Source organism: Chitinivibrionales bacterium, assembly GCA_014728215.1.
In the GTDB taxonomy this organism is placed as follows: domain Bacteria; phylum Fibrobacterota; class Chitinivibrionia; order Chitinivibrionales; family WJKA01; genus WJKA01.
Map to the genome: position 1 here is coordinate 1 of WJLZ01000072.1, position 17,604 is coordinate 17,604.

At 49.0% G+C, this 17,604-nt stretch carries 14 protein-coding genes and 4 tRNA genes; 1 reads left to right on the forward strand and 17 read right to left on the reverse strand.

Going from position 1 to position 17,604, the window contains the following annotated elements:
- From tuf to GF401_05165, 17 genes are all read right to left on the reverse strand, one after another.
- On the reverse strand, positions 1-141 hold a 141-nt coding region (tuf, locus tag GF401_05085; GenBank protein ID MBD3344420.1), incomplete at its 3' end, for an elongation factor Tu.
- 55 nt (positions 142-196) lie between these two features.
- A tRNA-Thr gene (locus GF401_05090) sits at positions 197-270 on the reverse strand.
- Between the two features lie 13 nt (positions 271-283).
- Positions 284-356: transfer RNA gene (locus GF401_05095), tRNA-Gly, on the reverse strand.
- A gap of 187 nt (positions 357-543) precedes the next feature.
- A tRNA-Tyr gene (locus GF401_05100) sits at positions 544-626 on the reverse strand.
- A 24-nt stretch (positions 627-650) separates the two neighbouring features.
- Positions 651-726, reverse strand: a tRNA-Thr gene (locus GF401_05105).
- Positions 727-812: 86 nt separating this feature from the next.
- On the reverse strand, positions 813-1,391 hold the full coding sequence (locus tag GF401_05110) for an ATP-dependent Clp protease proteolytic subunit (protein MBD3344421.1): 579 nt from the start codon (positions 1,389-1,391) through the stop codon (positions 813-815).
- 42 nt (positions 1,392-1,433) lie between these two features.
- Positions 1,434-2,909 (reverse strand): cysteine--tRNA ligase, encoded by a 1,476-nt coding sequence (locus GF401_05115; protein ID MBD3344422.1) that lies wholly within the window; start codon positions 2,907-2,909, stop codon positions 1,434-1,436.
- Positions 2,909-3,955 carry a phosphoribosylformylglycinamidine cyclo-ligase gene (locus GF401_05120; protein MBD3344423.1) on the reverse strand — a complete coding sequence of 349 codons (1,047 nt, stop codon included), beginning with the start codon at positions 3,953-3,955 and terminating at the stop codon, positions 2,909-2,911. The genes GF401_05115 and GF401_05120 overlap by 1 nt, the downstream gene beginning before the upstream one ends.
- Before the next feature lie 361 nt (positions 3,956-4,316).
- Positions 4,317-5,021, reverse strand: a complete 705-nt coding sequence (gene rsmI / locus GF401_05125) for a 16S rRNA (cytidine(1402)-2'-O)-methyltransferase (protein MBD3344424.1) — start codon at positions 5,019-5,021, stop codon at positions 4,317-4,319.
- 58 nt (positions 5,022-5,079) lie between these two features.
- Positions 5,080-6,603, reverse strand: a complete 1,524-nt coding sequence (locus GF401_05130) for a proline--tRNA ligase (protein ID MBD3344425.1) — start codon at positions 6,601-6,603, stop codon at positions 5,080-5,082.
- 128 nt (positions 6,604-6,731) lie between these two features.
- A complete protein-coding gene (locus GF401_05135) occupies positions 6,732-7,490 on the reverse strand; it encodes a Nif3-like dinuclear metal center hexameric protein (GenBank protein ID MBD3344426.1) in 759 nt (252 codons plus the stop codon).
- 133 nt (positions 7,491-7,623) lie between these two features.
- A complete protein-coding gene (locus tag GF401_05140) occupies positions 7,624-8,118 on the reverse strand; it encodes a MerR family transcriptional regulator (protein MBD3344427.1) in 495 nt (164 codons plus the stop codon).
- A 292-nt stretch (positions 8,119-8,410) separates the two neighbouring features.
- A complete protein-coding gene (locus GF401_05145; GenBank protein MBD3344428.1) occupies positions 8,411-8,737 on the reverse strand; it encodes a hypothetical protein in 327 nt (108 codons plus the stop codon).
- Positions 8,738-8,764: 27 nt separating this feature from the next.
- Positions 8,765-9,991: a response regulator gene (locus GF401_05150; protein MBD3344429.1), complete on the reverse strand. Its 1,227-nt coding sequence runs from the start codon at positions 9,989-9,991 to the stop codon at positions 8,765-8,767.
- Between the two features lie 79 nt (positions 9,992-10,070).
- Entirely contained in the window at positions 10,071-10,799 is a 729-nt protein-coding gene (locus tag GF401_05155; protein ID MBD3344430.1) for an RsmE family RNA methyltransferase, read from the reverse strand.
- A 119-nt stretch (positions 10,800-10,918) separates the two neighbouring features.
- Positions 10,919-13,279: a PAS domain S-box protein gene (locus GF401_05160; protein MBD3344431.1), complete on the reverse strand. Its 2,361-nt coding sequence runs from the start codon at positions 13,277-13,279 to the stop codon at positions 10,919-10,921.
- Between the two features lie 949 nt (positions 13,280-14,228).
- Positions 14,229-16,271 carry a hypothetical protein gene (locus tag GF401_05165; GenBank protein ID MBD3344432.1) on the reverse strand — a complete coding sequence of 681 codons (2,043 nt, stop codon included), beginning with the start codon at positions 16,269-16,271 and terminating at the stop codon, positions 14,229-14,231.
- 298 nt (positions 16,272-16,569) lie between these two features.
- Here GF401_05165 and GF401_05170 point away from each other — a divergent pair, with 298 nt between their 5' ends.
- Positions 16,570-17,598, forward strand: coding sequence for a 2-dehydropantoate 2-reductase (locus GF401_05170; protein MBD3344433.1), 1,029 nt, complete (start codon positions 16,570-16,572; stop codon positions 17,596-17,598).
- The last annotated feature ends 6 nt before the right edge of the window (positions 17,599-17,604 follow it).

The window sequence follows — 17,604 nt, forward strand, 5'->3', positions numbered from 1 at the left end:
AAAGGACCGTATCTCCGAATACCCCTTTGACGCCTGACGCATCGTGATCGCTGCCGTTAATGTCGTCTTACCATGGTCAACATGACCAATAGTACCCACATTAACATGCACCTTCGATCGATCAAATTTTTCCTTCGCCATGAATACCTCTCATTGTTTTGTGGTGAATGAGTATTAATATCTTTTTTCTTGCAAAAGCCCACGACGGGACTTGAACCCGTGAACCTCATCCTTACCAAGGATGCGCTCTACCAACTGAGCTACATGGGCATATTTTAAAAAAAGCGGGCAATGAGATTCGAACTCACAACAGCCACCTTGGAAGGGTGGAGCTCTACCAATTGAGCTATGCCCGCTGGTAAAATTCGAAACTCAAGATACGAAATTCGAAAAATTGAATCATACTCTTTCTTTTTGAATTCAGAAACTTGAGCCAATCACCGAACTTCACCGGCCGAATCCTTACACCAAAGCTGTTTTCCAATATTTCGAGCCTGTAGTTCCAAATTTCGGATTTCGAGCTTCGAATTTAGTATTTATAAATGGGCAGAGGTGGTTTCGAACCACCGTAGGCATCAGCCAATGGATTTACAGTCCATCCCCTTTAACCACTCGGGCACCTGCCCATATTTTCTACGTCTGTTATTTTCTGGAGCCGATGGAGGGACTCAAACCCCCGACCATTCGATTACAAGTCGAACGCTCTATCAACTGAGCTACATCGGCTGAAAAATCTAAAATTTTAGGAAAAAACTTATGTAATATACAATCGTCGAGCTATGAATGTCAAAAATTTATCTAAACAGGACTCATTAAATGACATTATCGATCAGACCGTACTTCTTTGCTTCCTCCGATGACATGAAATAATCTCGGTCGGTATCCTCTTCGATCTTCGAAAGCGGCTGCCCGGTTTTTTCGGCAAGAATACCATTGAGGTTCTTTCTGATTCGCAGCATTTCTTCAGCCTGAATCTGTATATCCGATGCTGGCCCGAAAATATTGCCCGAAAGCAGGGGCTGATGAATCAGCACCCGAGCGCTCTGCCACGCAAGACGTTTTCCTTTTGTTCCCGCGCAGAGAAGTACCGCCCCCATACTTGCTGCCTGGCCCATACAGATCGTACTGATATCCGATCTGGCATAATTCATTGCATCGAGTATGGCCAGCCCCGATGAAATCACACCGCCGGGACTGTTGATATACATTTTAATATCTTCCTTCTTCTCACCGTCAAAATAAAGAATCTTCTGAACAATATCCTTTGCACTTTCATCATCCACCGGTCCCCACAGGAATATTTCCCGCCGGCTCAGCATTTTCTCCTGTATATCACTTCCAACCATCATCTTTTTCATCATTTCCAGCCATTCACTTTCTTTGGAACTCATATCCAACTCCTTAGCTAATATGTATACAATAACTATACCAGGCTATTGTCTCTTTTCCCGGATCACACATTCGGTGGACCCATCGGGCATATCCCGGACAACAATTCCAGATTGAGCGATTTCATCTCTCAGCCGATCGGCGGTGGCAAAATCCTTTTCCCGCCGCGCCTGTGCACGCTGCTCTATCTTTGCGGCAGTCTCCCCCGCCGCAGCTTCATCGATTTTCCCCGCAGAAATAAACCGCATTTTCTTACCTGATTCCGAAGTAAACTCCAAAATATTTTCATCAGGGCCGGATTCGAACAGATCGAGGCCTAAAATCGTATCCATCTCCTGCAGGGCACTCTTCTTTGCCGCCCGGTCGATTGCAGTATCCTTTGCAATCTCCCATACCACACTGAGTGCACGGGGAACATTGAGATCATCATACACCGCATCGAAAAAGGGCGCTATAAGCTCCCGTGCTTTTTCCGGATCGCCCTCGCTTTGCATAAGCTCCTGGGAAGCAATGATCTTTTTCAGATTTTTCAAGCTCTGTGCCGATGCCTGAAGACCATCCATGGTAAAAGTCAAAGGACTCCGATAGTGGGCGGTAAAACAGAACATCCGGTAGGCAAGGGGCGATATCCCCTTTTCCTTTATTACATCGAGCGTAAGAAAATTGTTCCCGGATTTGGCCATCTTCCCCTTATCGACAACAAGAAACTCGCCGTGGAGCCAGTAATTGACATACTTTTTTCCGGTAGCAGCCTCAACCTGAGCGATCTCATTGGTATGGTGAACCCGGATATGATCGGCACCGCCGCAATGGATATCGACCGGCTGGCCCAGATATTTAATCGACATGGCCGAACATTCGATATGCCATCCGGGAAAACCGGTACCCCAGGGACTCTCCCATTCCATCTGACGTTTTACTCCCGGAGGAGATAATTTCCAGAGCGCAAAATCGGTGGGATTTTTTTTCTCTCCCATATCAACCCGCATTCCAGCATCCAGACTCGCGGCATCAATCCCCGCAAAATCACCATAGGAAGGAAACTTCGAGGTATCGAAATAGATTCCATCGGCGGTTCGGTAGGTAAAGCCCTTCTCTTCAAGAGCCTTAACCAGACCGATCATTTCTCCAATATGCTCGGTAGCCCGGGGCCAGAGATCGGCATCGAGAATATTCAAATCGTCGATATTTTCTTTGAACTTTTCGGTATAATGCTGTGCAATCTCCCAGACCGTTTTCTTCTCCCGCTTTGCCCCCTTCTCCATTTTGTCTTCTCCGGTATCGGCATCGGAGGTAAGATGACCGACATCGGTGATATTCACCACATGCTTGAGGGTAACGCCACAGGAGAGAAGCGCACGTTTCAGAACATCCTCGAAAATATAGGTCCGCAAGTTACCGATATGGGCATAATTATAGACAGTAGGACCACAGCAGTAGAGCCCGACCGTTTCACCCGAGGGCGTAAACAGATCCTTTTGGCGGGTTGCAGTGTTATAAAGGTATAGTTTCTTTTCCACTACTTTCCAAACTCCATGGCTACCGCACCAGACCCTCCGGTGATTTTACCAATTTCAACCGGGCCGAAAGACTGGAAATCTTCAGCCTGTAAAATCCGGTCTCTGTTTTTCGGGTCGACTACAACAATCAAACCGACACCCATATTGAATGTTTTGTACATCTCTTTATCTTCTACCCCACCGGTTTTCTGAATCCAGGTAAAAATCGGATCCGGAGTCCAGCTCTTTGTCTGAATATGCGCATCACAGGTATCCGGAAGAATCCGGTCGATATTGTCGGTAAAACCACCGCCGGTAATATGGGCACACCCTTTAACAATCCGCTCCCGTATCAGTTTCAAAACCGGCAGGTAGGAACGGTGAGGACGAAGCAGCTCTTTGCCGAACGGTACACCGGAAGGCTCCCAGGAATCCTGAAATGACTTGCCGGCTACCTCGGTGACAATTTTCCGGGCAAGGCTGTAGCCGTTTGTATGGAGGCCGTTGGAGCGAAACCCGATCACGAGATCACCCGATTTTATCGCAGAACCGTCAACAACATTTTTTTCATCCACCACCCCGACAATGCATCCGGCAAGATCATACTCACCCTGAGCATAAAACCCGGGCATTTCCGCAGTTTCTCCCCCAATCAGGGCACATCCCGCAGCCTGACAGGCGCGGGAAAGACCTTCTACAATCTTTGCCGCAACATCAGGCTCGAGCTTCCCGGTACCAAGATAGTCGAGAAAAAACATGGGCTGAGCACCGAGCACAAGAATATCGTTGATACAGTGATTGACAATATCCTCTCCTACCGTGTCGTGAATATTCATTTCAAAGGCGATCTTCAGTTTGGTTCCGACACCGTCAATGGACGACACCAGTACCGGTTTCTCCATATTTTTGGCCCAGGCGATATTAAACAGCCCACCGAACTGGCCGAATTTACCAATCACATTGGGAGTATATGTTTTTTTAACAAGCTCACCTATCCTGCCCTTTGCAGCATTCCAGGCGCCGATATCGACTCCTGCATCAGAGTATTTTAAAGACTGAGCGCTCATATTGGTTTGTTTCTGTTGTATTACGGGAAGCACCAGCATAGAAAAGGTCTAAAAATAGAATCGTGATGGCAGGTTGCGCAATTATTATGGAAAGAAAGTGAGGATTAAAGAGAAGAAGGAGGAAGATCAGGGCAGAAGATAAAGAAAGATATGAGACAACATAACGAAAACGATTACGACAAATGAGAGAAAAACGATACTCTGTGCCAAGGAGGACGGTTGGATGGATGAATTCGGATTAACAGACCATGGCCTGGAAAACCATGCCGCAATATTTTGAAATTGAGCGTTGTGCGTTGAGCACTGAGAGTTTGAAACGCCCTAACCTTCCCTGCCCCACACCGGCCTCCTCACCATACCCCTACTCCACCGGTTTATTGATAAATTTGGGATTGTTTCCCGCAACAACGATTGTGACTTCGCCTTTAACGGTAACACCATCAAATTCGGTGTGGAGCTGTGAGAGCGGACCCCGTTTTATTCGTTCGAATTTCTTTGTCATTTCGATACAGACTGCAGCGTGGCGGTTTCCCAGGGTTTCGAGTGCACACGACAGGAACTTGCCGACCCGGTAAGGAGATTCATAAAAAATCAGAGTATGGGGAGAGTCCTTTTCCATCTCAAGAAACCTGACCAGGGCCCCCCGTTTTCTCGGGGGAAATCCCTTGAATGTATAGGATGATGTTGGCAGGCCGGAGTAAAGAAGGGCAAGTTCGACCGCGTTGGCTCCGGGAATTACCTCGAGGTTATGCTCGCTTTCAATAACACTCCTGATAATCCTGTACCCCGGATCGCTGATCCCGGGATACCCGGCATTGGAACAGAGCGCCACATTCTCCCCCTGATTCAGTACGTCAAGAATCCGTGCTCCGGCCCGGTCTTCATTGTGCTCGTGATAGGAAAACACCTTCGAAGGCATATCGATACTATACCGCTCGTAAACACGCCGTGTCCGTCGGGTATCTTCACAGGCAAGCCCGCCGACCTCACCCAGTATCCGGAGCGCACGGCAGGTGATGTCTTCCATGTTACCGATTGGTGTGGCTATGATGTAGAGCGTTGGCATTTGATATAGTTAAAAGTTACAAATTAAAGTCAGCGGTCGAAAGCTTGCAAGCTCGTTTTTAGTATGCTTTTGCAAAGACCACCCGTTGTTTACTTGGTTTGCCGCTGATTATACAGTGTCCCTCTTCCTTTTCCGCATCGAGCGGGATACAGCGGATAGTGACTCCAAGATCGTTCTGAACCTGAGCCTCAACTTCGGCATCGCCGCTCCAGTGGGAAAGCGCAAAGCCTCCGTGAATTTCCGGTTTGTCTGGATTTTTGGGTGTGAAAAAGTCATAGAATTCCCGGCGGTCATCGATACGCACCATATTATTGGTTCGATATTCCAGTGCACGGGTAAAGAGACCGGTTTGCATTTCTTCGAGCAGGGAGGGAAGCTTTTGTATGAACTCCGCCCGGGGCATGGAGGTTTTTCCCCACCGTTCCTTATCCCGCCGAGCCAGAAACACGGCGCCGGATTCGATATCCCGAGGGCCGATTTCGAGCCAGAGGGGCACGCCTTTTTTAACCCAGCTCCAGGTTTTTTCACCGCCTCGTACATCCCTGGTGTCAATTTCAACCCGTACCGGTTCTCCATTATACAAGACCGCTTCGATTTCCCGCGCCAGGCTTTCGCAATATTCCATCACCTGCGCCTTTCTCTCCTCTTTGTGAATCACCGGAAGGATTGCCACCTGTGCTGGTGCAAGGCGGGGCGGGAGGATCAGCCCGTTATCGTCGCTGTGCGCCATAATCAATCCGCCGATCAGCCGTGTTGAGACTCCCCACGAAGTGGTCCAGGCGAATTCTTCTTTTTCTTCAGCGCCCAGGTAGGTGATCCCCTGGGCTTTTGAGAAATTCTGTCCCAGAAAATGCGAGGTCCCGGCCTGCAGAGCCTTCCGGTCCTGCATCATCGCCTCGATACAATAGGTCGCTATGGCTCCGGGAAACCGCTCGGCCGCGGTTTTTTCACCCTTAATAACCGGTAGAGCCATGTAATTCTCTGCGAAATCGGCATAGACATCGAGCATGGTACGAGTTTCTTCCTCGGCCTCTTCCCTGGTAGCATGAGCGGTATGCCCCTCCTGCCATAAAAACTCGGCCGTGCGCAGAAAGAGACGGGTCCGGAGCTCCCACCTGACAACATTTGCCCACTGGTTGATCAGCAAGGGAAGGTCCCGGTAGGATTGTACCCACTTTGCAAACATGGCACCGATAATCGTTTCGGAGGTCGGACGGACCACCAGGGGTTCTTCGAGCTCACCCGCAGGAACCAGCCCGCCCTCGGGGCCCTTCTCAAGCCGGTGGTGCGTTACTACCGCACACTCCTTGGCAAAGCCCTCGACATGTTCAGCTTCCTTTTCCAAAAAGCTCTTGGGAATAAAAAGCGGGAAATAGGCGTTCCGGTGCCCCGTCGCCTTGAACTTACCGTCAAGGACCTTCTGCATGTTCTCCCAGATACTGTAGCCCCAGGGCTTGATCACCATGCATCCACGGACCGGTGAATTCTCCGCAAGATCGGCGGCCCTGATCACCTGCTGATACCATTCGGGATAATCTTCACCACGGGTCGGGGTTATTGCAGTTCGCTTCTGCTTTGCCATGGATTTCTCGCTTTCCTTTGTTTGTTGCAGTATTCACTGTATTATTTACGATAGAGCATTCTCGGGTCTGTTGTCCCTTGTATGCATGGCCTGAAACACCATGCCGCATCGATAATCCATCGTGACGGTTAGAGGCCGGTCGGGATATCGATGAACTCGGCTTCTACCTTACATTCTTTTTTAACAATATCGGCCAGGGCTTTCACCCCGACGGTTTCGCTTGCATGGTGTCCGGCAAAAATGACATTCATGCCGGCATCCTTTGCAATATGATACACCTCGGTCTCTTCACCGGTAATATAACAATCGACTCCTGCAGCAAGGGCATCATTAAAACAGCCCATCCCTCCACCACCGCTGACTGCGGCGATCGTACGGATATCACGTCTCCCGAAGGCAAGGCTTGTGCATTTGCTCAACAGTGCCTTTTCAAGCCGCCCGACAATGCTTTCAAAAGACCGCGACTCTTTCACCTCACCGATCCATCCGATATTGTTGCCCTCCATGGGAGAGAAAGGTGCGGTAATGGTTGCATCAAGGATAGCAAGAAGCCGGGCGTTGTTGCCCACAACCACATGACGATCGAGAGGGAGATGGCATGCGTAAAGAGACAGGTCGTTTTTCAGGAGGATTTCAATTCGTTTCTTTGCCCATCCGATTATGCGGGGATCGTTCTTTTTCCAGAATAACCCATGGTGAACGATAATGAAATCGGCACCGGCATCACGGCCGGCCGCAAAGGTCTCGATTCCACTGTCAACCGCACACACAACCTTCTCGACCTGGGCGGTACCCTCCACCTGAAGACCGTTCCAGCTGTAATCGCCAATGGAGCCGACTTCCAGATACTCGTTCAAAAAAGAGACCAGGGAATCCCGTTGTATCATTTTTCACCGCCCTTTGAAAAGACCGTTTCATCACAGGCTTCAAAAAATAGTATACGCTCCCACAGTCACCAAACAGCGAAGGTGTGAGCACAACGACGAAGAAAAAACAGGCGGCAAAAATGCTTCATGATATTTAGGACAGAGAAACACCCATAGTGATTCTGCCATCGTCAAAGACATCGTAATGTTTGATCGTACCGGTAAGCTTTTCCTTGAACAGAGGATTCTGATAATTCAAAATGGCCACTTCTTTGACCTTATCCTGAGCAAGCTGGTCTTTGAGGCCATTTTTGTTTTCAATAATGAGGTCAAGCCCTTGGGGACTCATATCGGTAATGATGGCCGAATAATAGGTTACCTTTGTGTTGTCATTCATTTTCAGCGAGACAACAAAACCGTCGTGATGCACTTTCTCTTTCCGTTTGTTGCGAATCTGCGATCCCTCCCCCTTCTTTTCCCAGAGTTTCACGATATGATCACGGGAAAAGCGGAAATTTCCTCCCAATGTCTTGTTGGGACGTAAAATCCCCTTTCTGACCCACAAAAAAACAGTGGAGTGATTAACATTAAATATCCGGGCGACTTCTGAAGCTTTAAGAAATGGTCTTTGAGGAATCTGTGGATTCATAGGTGTGCCCCATTCTGCATTAATCGTTTAACCATAAAACATTATACGCAAAAAAAGGGGAAAAGTCAATAGAATAGAATACATTTTCATTTCTTATTCTTTTTCAACGACTTACAACACCAAATATTCCGTTTTTAAGCAATTTATATTACCACCTTTAGAACATTTAGATTGCTTATTGCGAAATTACAGGTAATTTAATCGATTAACAAAGTATGCCCATAAATGATTTATTTAATGCATCGTGGTCGTGGTGTGTTGATCATGGGGTTAAAACAGGAAAGTATGCCGCTTATTCGAGTGCATCTTCGGAATCGAGCAGTCTCACCACCGATGTGAGTTTCATGCCGGTCAATATATCAGCAAAATCCTCATTGGGCTGAATTATTGCCAGATCGGCACCGGCCTCTTTTGCCAGAGAATCGCATTTGATCAGGAGGGTAATCAGTTTTGAGTACGGGTAGGCTTTGGCATCAAAGCAGAGTGCAATTTTATCGACTCGACGTTTCAGGTGGCCGGCGACAAGGTCCCGGATATCATCAAGATCTTTCTCGGTAAAATTACCCTGCCCTATTCGCATAAGCTTATAGCCCCGTATATCGGACGTTTCAATCAGCATAGCACCGGAACTCCTTTAATACTCCTTTTAAATTTTCGGGAATTTGATGATAACCTTTGTACCTCTGTTCTCTTCGGATTCTACTATGATTGTTGCGTGATGACTGCGGATAATTCTGAAAACAATGCTCATGCCCAGCCCGGCTCCTTTCCCGGCCTCCTTGGTGGTAAAGAAAGGATCGAATATTTTCCGCCGTGTCTCCTCGCTCATGCCCAGCCCATTGTCTTCAACGGCAATACAACGGCAGGCAGTTTCATCACAGGTGCGAATACACACCTGCCCCTTCTCGGGTATGGCATCAACCGCATTGGTAACAATATTATACACGACCTGCTCGATATCAGATGCATTTGCCTTTATCCGTCCCTCCGCCTCCAGTTTAGTGTGGAAATCGATAACTTTCCAGGTAGTCAGGTATCGGAAATTCCTGGTCATGCCTGAAATCATCTCATTGATATCCACAAGGCTGGGCGAATCGACTCTCGGCTGCACAACTTTTTTAAGATTGTCGATAATACCCACCGCATTGGCGATTTCGGTTTCGATATGGGAGAGCGATTTTATATGCCAGTCATCGAGTCCCCCCTTCTCCCGCATCATCTGAGCACGTCCGCCGATAACAATAACCGGATTGCGCAATTCCTCTGCGATGCCGGCTAAAAGCGTCCTGATCGTACTCGCCTTTTCGGCTTGATGCAGCCGTCGCTCGGTTTGAACCAGGGCCCGGGATTTCCGCTCCACCAGATTTTCGAGGTTCTGATTCATATTCCGGAGATTTCGGGTCAGTTCGATGATCCTGAACTGGGTCTGAATTCTGAATTGCAAATCTTCCGGCCGAATCGGTTTATCAATATAATCGTCTCCTCCGGCCTCAAGCGCACCCAGGCGCTCCTCGGGATCGGTAAACCCCGAGATAAAAACAACCGGAATATGTCGGTTTCCCGCCCACTTCTTGATCGCCTTGCACGCAGTAAACCCGTCCATAACCGGCATCGCAACATCCATCAACACAAGCGCGGGATCGAGTGCCTTTGCCTTGCAAAACCCCTCACTGCCGTCAAATGCAACAGCAGTCGGATAGCCGAGCCGAGACACCATCTTTGCAACGGAATCATTTGCAATACGGCAATCATCAACAATCAATATCAGATTTTCCGGTTTTTCATTTTCCGATTTATCCCCCGAAATTTCAAAATGTCGTTCCTTGTTCTCTGATGTCATTTCGATTATGTTGCTCATTTCTCTTATACCCAATCGCTGTCAATTCCCCTTTTATTCACCCTATTACCCGGTGTTATGTAATACTTGATTATACCAGTCTTGGAAAGAAAGTTCAAGCAATCTGCCGTATCGATGCACAGAGAACGATTGCGGCAAGTTCGGTGCGGAGCCTGTTCGATGATATCGAGACACAACGGGCGTTATGCTCCCTGAGAATCGAGAGTTCCTCCGGAGAAAAGCCACCGGGAGGCCCCACACAGGCGGCAATACGCTCTGCGGTCTCGATCTCCCCCTTCTTGTGGTAAATCGATTCACCCGCCATATCGGCCGTGAGGATCAGATCATTATTGTCGATATTTATATCTTTGAAATCAACCGGTCCGGAAAGTTCGGGAAGCCGGGGGGTAAGTGCCTGCTTGATTCCGGCGACCATCTTTTTCCGTAACCGTACCACATGCTTCTCCCATCCGCTGCCCCACCATCTCTTCTGACAATATTCGCACCCAACCGGGATAATCGAAGTAACCCCCAGGGCCGAAAGACTCTCCACCATTGCCTCGAAATGGTCCTTGTCGGGAATCCCCACATAGCAATGAAGGTGTTTTTCAGGGGCTGCATACTCCCTTTTGTTCAGCACCTCAGCCCTGGCGCCCTGCCTTCCCGTTTCCACCAACCGGGTTTCGTAGATCCCCCCCCGGCCGTCGGTAATATAGATACGGTCGTCCTCCCGGTTCCTGAGCACCGAATGCATATGACGAGTCTCCTCGGAAGAAAGAAGAATCTCATCGCCCTGAATATGCTCCGAATAAAAAAGATGATGAAACGGCCGGTCGATCTTCATGGGTAATAATCTAACTGTCGGGTGGTATATGAAACAAGGTGTTGTGCAACCGAACGCTTTGACCCGAGTGTAAAGGAGTGCCTGAAAGCGATCGTCGTAACTGCGAATGAACAGTCTGGCTAGTACCGAACCTTTACATACCTGCGGAGCATTTCTGCAAGCTGGGTTTTTCTGAAGGGTTTACAGATACTTGCGGTAAAGCCGTATTTCTCCGGGGCTGCCATAACAGGATCATCGGCATACCCACTGGCCACGAATACCGGAATATCTCTGTGCGTTGTGCGAATTCCGGCAATAATATCCTTGCCGCCGCCCGCGCCGGGAATGGTCAGATCGAAAATCATCGCGGTAATATCCATTGCTGCGCCATCCGACTCCAGAAGGTTCAATGTTTCGGCGCCGTTTTCGGTACAGACAACCGAATATCCCAGCATTTTCAGCATGCTTTGGATCGTCTCCCGCATAACCGGTTCATCATCCATGACAAGGACCATGCCGGAGCCCTGGTGGGGTGCCGTTGCTTTTGCAGGAATTTCGGGGATCGCATCCGGTGAAGCCGGCAGAAAGATATGAAACGAACTTCCCTCCCCTGGCTCAGATTCGACATCGACATATCCTCCGTGGCGCTTAATAATCGAATAGCAGGTGGTAAGCCCAAGGCCGTGTCCCTTCGGCTTGGTCGAATAGAAAGGATCGAATATTTTTGACAGATTCTCAGGGGACATGCCAGCTCCCCGGTCTTTGACCGATATCTTTACATAGGGACCGGCGGGGAGTGACACCATCCATTTATTATCAAGGACCACATTCTCCATACCGACCTCGATTGCGCCTCCCTCGGGCATGGCCTGCTTCGCATTAATCAATATATTATCGATAACCTGCCCTATCTGATTTCTGTCGAATTTACACATCCACAAATCTTCAGCAAGAGCAAAAGTGCACGAACAATTCGAGCCGCTGAGGGCAAACTGAGCAGTCTCCTGAATAAAGGGGGTAAGCTCCTGGAGTTTCTTTACCGGGACTCCGCCTTTGGCAAAGGTAAGCAACTGCTGTGTCAGCCCCTTTGCCCGGTCGATCGTTCCCAGTGCTTTTTTGAGGTAGGTCTTTACTTTATTTTCACCGCTTTCATCGAAAGCCATATCGATATAGCCGAAAATACCTCCCAGAAGATTATTGAAATCATGGGCGATCCCTCCGGCGAGAACGCCAAGAGATTCGAGTTTCTGCATATTCTGCAGTGCCTCTTCAGCCCGCTTACGGTCGCTTATGTCACGCATGCTCCCGATAACTATCGCCAGCTGTCCCGAAGAATCCTGCCAGAGGCGGGAAGAAATCGAACAAGGAACAACAATTCCATCTTTATTTCTCAATGAGATCTCAAAATCGGTTACCGCTCCCCGCTCCTTGAGAACAGCGATGAGATTCTCACGTTCCCGGGGATCGGCATAAAATTCATACAGGGATTTTCCAAGTAATTCGGCGCGCGTGTATTGTCCCCGGGAGAAAGCTTCAATGGACGGGCTGATTTCCAGAATGATTCCATCAAGAGTTGTCTCATAAAACACATCCTGGGCATTTTCGAAAATCGTGCGATACTTCTCCTCGCTTTCACGAAGCTTTTCCTGCGCTGCCTTGCGCTCGGTAATGTCTTCAGCTACACCTTCTATCCATCCCTGATCACGATAGATCCTGGCCGAACAGCTGATCCAGAAAATCGATCCGTCCCTGCGATAAAAACGCGCCTCGAAATTTTGAACAGAGCCTCGGGTATTGAGTTCATCAACCATCTTCTCCCGGGTTCCCGGATCAACATAATTGCCGAATGTGGCATATTCGGCAATAAACGCTTCCCTGCTCTCATAACCGAACATTATCGCAAGTTGTTCATTGCTCTCAAGAACCTTGCCGTCGGATATCCTCGTGCGAAACAGGCCGACCTGGGCATTATGAAACAGATTCCGATAGGTTTCTTCACTCGCCCTCAATGCCTTTTCGGTCTTTATCTGATCGGTGATATCCACAACATTGCCGATTGCAAGCAAGGCGCCGCCATGGGCCCGCATGGTATTACTGCTTACCTGCACATGGCGTATTTCTCCCCCTTTGGTAATAAACCTCTTCCTGATTTCATACTCCCGCTGTTCCCCCTTTAAATGTGGTTTAACCCTGGAACGTTCATGCTGCCAGTCATCCGGATGGCTGATATCGGCAACCGTCTTGGCAGCGAGTTCTTCTTCAGTGTAACCGACAATAGCGCAAAAGCTTCTATTCGCCTTCATAAACCGCTGGGTTTCCGTATGCACCAGCGCTATCCCGACAGGACTGAAATCAAAAATTACCCTGAATATTTCTTCGCTGTTGAAGATCTCATTGATCGATACCGTACAGGGGAAAGTCTCTTCACCCTTCGTGTGGTTGGTTTTCTTTTGGGATTTCTCTGAGGACCTGATTCCCCGGCGCGGTCTCTTGCTGCTCATCCTCACATGTCCCTCTCGTGCTTGTATGGCCTTAGATAGGCAGGAATCCTGGTACAGGCTTTTTATATTGTACGGTGAGTAGTAAGGAAGGGTCAATGGCTAATTAAAAAGAGTAGAGCGGAAGCATTTGAAACCTCCACAGATATTCTTCTCGGCGGCTATCACTTCCTTAATCCAGATATTTTTGTAAGGTATTTTGGAGTTTATCCATATCGACGGGTTTGGTAAGAAAATCATCTACTTCTAAACTTTGAAACTAGATATGTGCCACAAGGATTCACAGGAAGAAAAGGAGTGGAGAAACACCGTAGCCCGACGGTAAAGGAGGTGTTTATCGGTGGCCTTAGCAGGCGCATAAAAACCATCATGCCACAATGATGAATCCCCCACATTAGTAGTCAAAAGAAATGACATTAAATCATTTCTTTTAAATATATGCCTTGTACAAGAGCACGATATTTAATACTATGCCTGCCCCGTACTCCCCAGTGACATATACCTACGGCATATCGAAAGGGTATTAAAGTTCCGGAACTATAATCTTCCTTCAATTCAGGAGGAGAAACCCATTCTGCATGCCTGTTTCTGTTATGCGTGTATCCACCGGTACCATAATCACCATGTATTTCAATTATCTCACCAAATCAATTTAAGGGACACCAGACTCTATCTTCACCAGACCCACCATGCCAACCGAGAGGATCGTGAAAAAAGCTCTCACTTTCCTGAGGGGGGTAATTCCAGTTTTCCAGTTTCTGTAAAATTCATCCATTTCTTCACTGTAAGTGAATTGTACTTCTAAATCATACTCTCCTTAGGTTATCACTAATACCACCAACAGTCCCGATAATTATTTCCACCGTGGCTACTGGTATTCTAAATCAATCCAATCAAGCAATTCGGATATATGAGCGATTCTGTCTTTCTGTTGATTAAATGCCGCTGTTGTTCATTGAGTTTCCGACCATCTTACGAGCAGCAGCCGCATACTTGTGAGGCCGGCGGGAATGGATATAACCTGTGGATGGGCATCTTTTGACAAGTGCATTTGCCACACCTGTTGCCCCCGCAGGTTGAATAGCCGCAGGCTGGTGGCATTGTCGGGCGGGAAAAGCGGGGTATGGACACCGGTGATAAGGAGGGGTGCTGTTTTTTTCTGAGTGATCTGAGTGGTCGATATCCGTTCTGGATGTTGTCGGAGGGATGATTCTTCCGGGACATCGGCAAACAGTGAATCAATATTCAAATAGACTTTATTGTATCCCGGCACAAGGTTCTGAAATGGTCCGGGGAGTGGATTATCGGGCAGGGGGTTGCCGAAAAAGTCGGTGTCGATAGTACCGATATTTTCCCTGGTCATGGAAAAGAGCGTGTCGCGCACCTCGATTTCGATGGTCATTGCGACGGTATCGAAATCCTCTATGGTCATGAGGGTATCGTTATGCATACCGCCGATTTCATCCTGTAAATATTTTCCCGGAGTGGTGACATTTCCACTTACCGTATTGCTTCCCACGGGGGTGTTTATGAACCGGATATCGACACCACCGTTATTGAGCGCCACATTGTTATGGACCTGCCAGTCGTTGCAGGACCCTCCCCGTCGTCCGGTGATCGCGCAGGAGAACAACCCAAACCGTGCATTCCGGTAGCTGAGGTTATGGCCGAGGGTTATCCGTGATGCATCCTGGCCGCTGATACCATCTCCGGCAGTGGTGCTTGTCCCTGAGCCCATGCGGGTGAATATCTCGATATTGTTTGCCGCCAGACAAGGGCCGCCGCCGTACTCGATCAGGATACCGTAGGCGGTATTGTTGATCAGAATATTGTTGACCGCCCGTGCACGGGTAAAGCCGGCATCGAGCCAGATTCCGACCGCTTTGTTGTCTTTCACCAGATTGCCCCTGATAATTCCATCTGTAAACCCATGCACCTTGATTCCGCCGTTCTCCGGCGCGGTATGGTTGAGATAATTGTTGCGGAGTACCACATTGTTGATAACCTGCGATCGGGCACTGTACGCACCGGCCATACCGCAGGCACCGTTGTCACAGACCAGATTATTCCGGATTATATGACTTCCTACCGATGACCGTGGGGGTGATGGTTCCGGTTCCTCATCACTGTCGCCTTCTTCACCAAAATCGAGTCCGATATTCTTGCCCCATCGAATAACATTGCCTTCGATTAACCAGTGGTGGCCCGACCGGCAGCCCACGACACCCATCTGATTATGCCCGGAACCGTCGTTAAGATAAAACCCCGTGGGAAACTGGTTGGCAGCATGTTCTACTGTAAACCCGATTACATGGATATACCCCAATCCCCGTTTATAGGGAGCAAAGACCTGGCGGCGGACTGTTATTTCGATTTGACTGGTTGTTGGCGAATGGGAAGAGAGAAAATTGAGGGTAAGCATGCCGGATACCGAATCGTGCATCCATGAACCGGGCTCCAACTCAAGCTCGTTCAAAGATGCCGCTTCCCTGTAGTGGACATTATCAACAAACATCTGGCCCAGGGTAAGACGGTCCCCCTCCATACGGCCGGGGATATCATCAACCCGGGCAAGACGGGTATGGAACGGATTGAAATCACCGAAAAGGCTGCTGCCCAGAGCTGCAGTGTAAAGCATGTCACTGCTGTCATGAACCGCCCACTCGGTATCCCAGACAGCCGATCCCTTGAGAATTACCGTATTGCCCGGTGCGGCCATGTAGACAATCGGTTGTCCCTCCTCCCCTCCCCGGGCAGGCGCAACCCGCTCCCGATAGATACCTTCATGAACCAGCACCGTATCGCCGGGTCTGGCTGTATCGGCCGCAGGTGCAATGGTCAGATAAGGTGAATCGATCGTGCCGTCATTACTGTCCGATGCCAAAGGATGCTGTTGATCCACAACCCAGGTCCGGGCAGTTACCAATCCGGCAATAAAAAGGATAAAAATCACTCCAACCGGTACATTACTTTTGCTGGTTTTCATACAAAGCATCACTTATTAAACCCTCTCTCCCACTAATCCACGCTCCACCATTCCACGACGCTGGTTTTTCTTTTAAATATAGAGAATAATCGCCCTCCCGACGGTTCATAATTATTGCATTAATTTAACTATTTATAGATCATCAGTACTGTCCAAAATAAATCGTAAAAGAAGTATCCGCGTAATCCGCGTTCTATTGTGGACACGACCGATAGATCGTTATAACGAACTAACCAGGGAGCACTATAACCGGCATAACGCGGAATAAATCGACGAATAGTATATTTACACGGTAGGCATTTTAATCATGATTTGGGGACCTGGTATGATTCACTATGTAATCTATGGAGCAGGAGCGGTCGGCAGTGCACTGGGTGGTGCGCTTGCGCGAACAGGGATGAATGCCACACTCATTGCCCGGAAAGCCCATTGTGATGCGATTACAGCCCGAGGCGGCCTCACCATGGTAACACTTGAGGGAAAACAAATTCAGCCGATCAGGGCGGTGCAGACCCTAAAGGAGCTGTCGTTAGACACTCGGACGGTGATCTTTATGACCATGAAAGCCACCGACACGATCGAAGCGCTCGATGAAATTATGGGACTTGACCAGTCGGTTCCGGTTGTCTGCTGGCAGAACGGCATGGGCAACGAAGATCTGGTTGCGCAGCGGTTTTCCCGTGTCTACGGCGGGGTGGTCCGATTTACGGCGACCATGCTCACCCCCGGCGAAATCCGGTATGCGGGACCGGGAAAGCTGATACTCGGAGTCTATCCCTCAGGACTGGATGATCTTGCCTGTGATATGGTACAGGACCTGACCGCTGCCGGTTTCACCACCCTGACCTCGACAAGAATCATGGATGACAAATGGCTGAAACTGCTGGTGAATCTGATCAGCTGTGTCAGACCCATGCTTAAGAGGACGCCGGAAGAACCTGCGCTGCGTACCCGGATAGGTGAACACATTCTCCGGGAGGGTGTTGCAGTCCTGAACGCAGCGGGAATTCCTGCAAAGTCAACCAACGGCACCGAAGATTCCGCTGAGGCCATGCTCGAAAAGTTTTCCCCCACCCTCCGTCTGGCAGAGGGAGAAGGCCAGGGAATGAAACTTCAGAATTCGACCTGGCAAAGCCTGGCCCGGAAATCCCGGGATTTGGAAAACGACTGGTATACCGGCGTGATTATCAAACTGGGTGAAAAATACGGTATCCCCACCCCCTGGAACCGGATGGTCCTGACTACGCTGCATACCATTGCAGACCAGGGGCTGGGCCCCGAATCGGTCAACGCAGAAGAAATCGTAAGAAAAGGAAATAACGAAGTGGTGGAGTGATCCCGG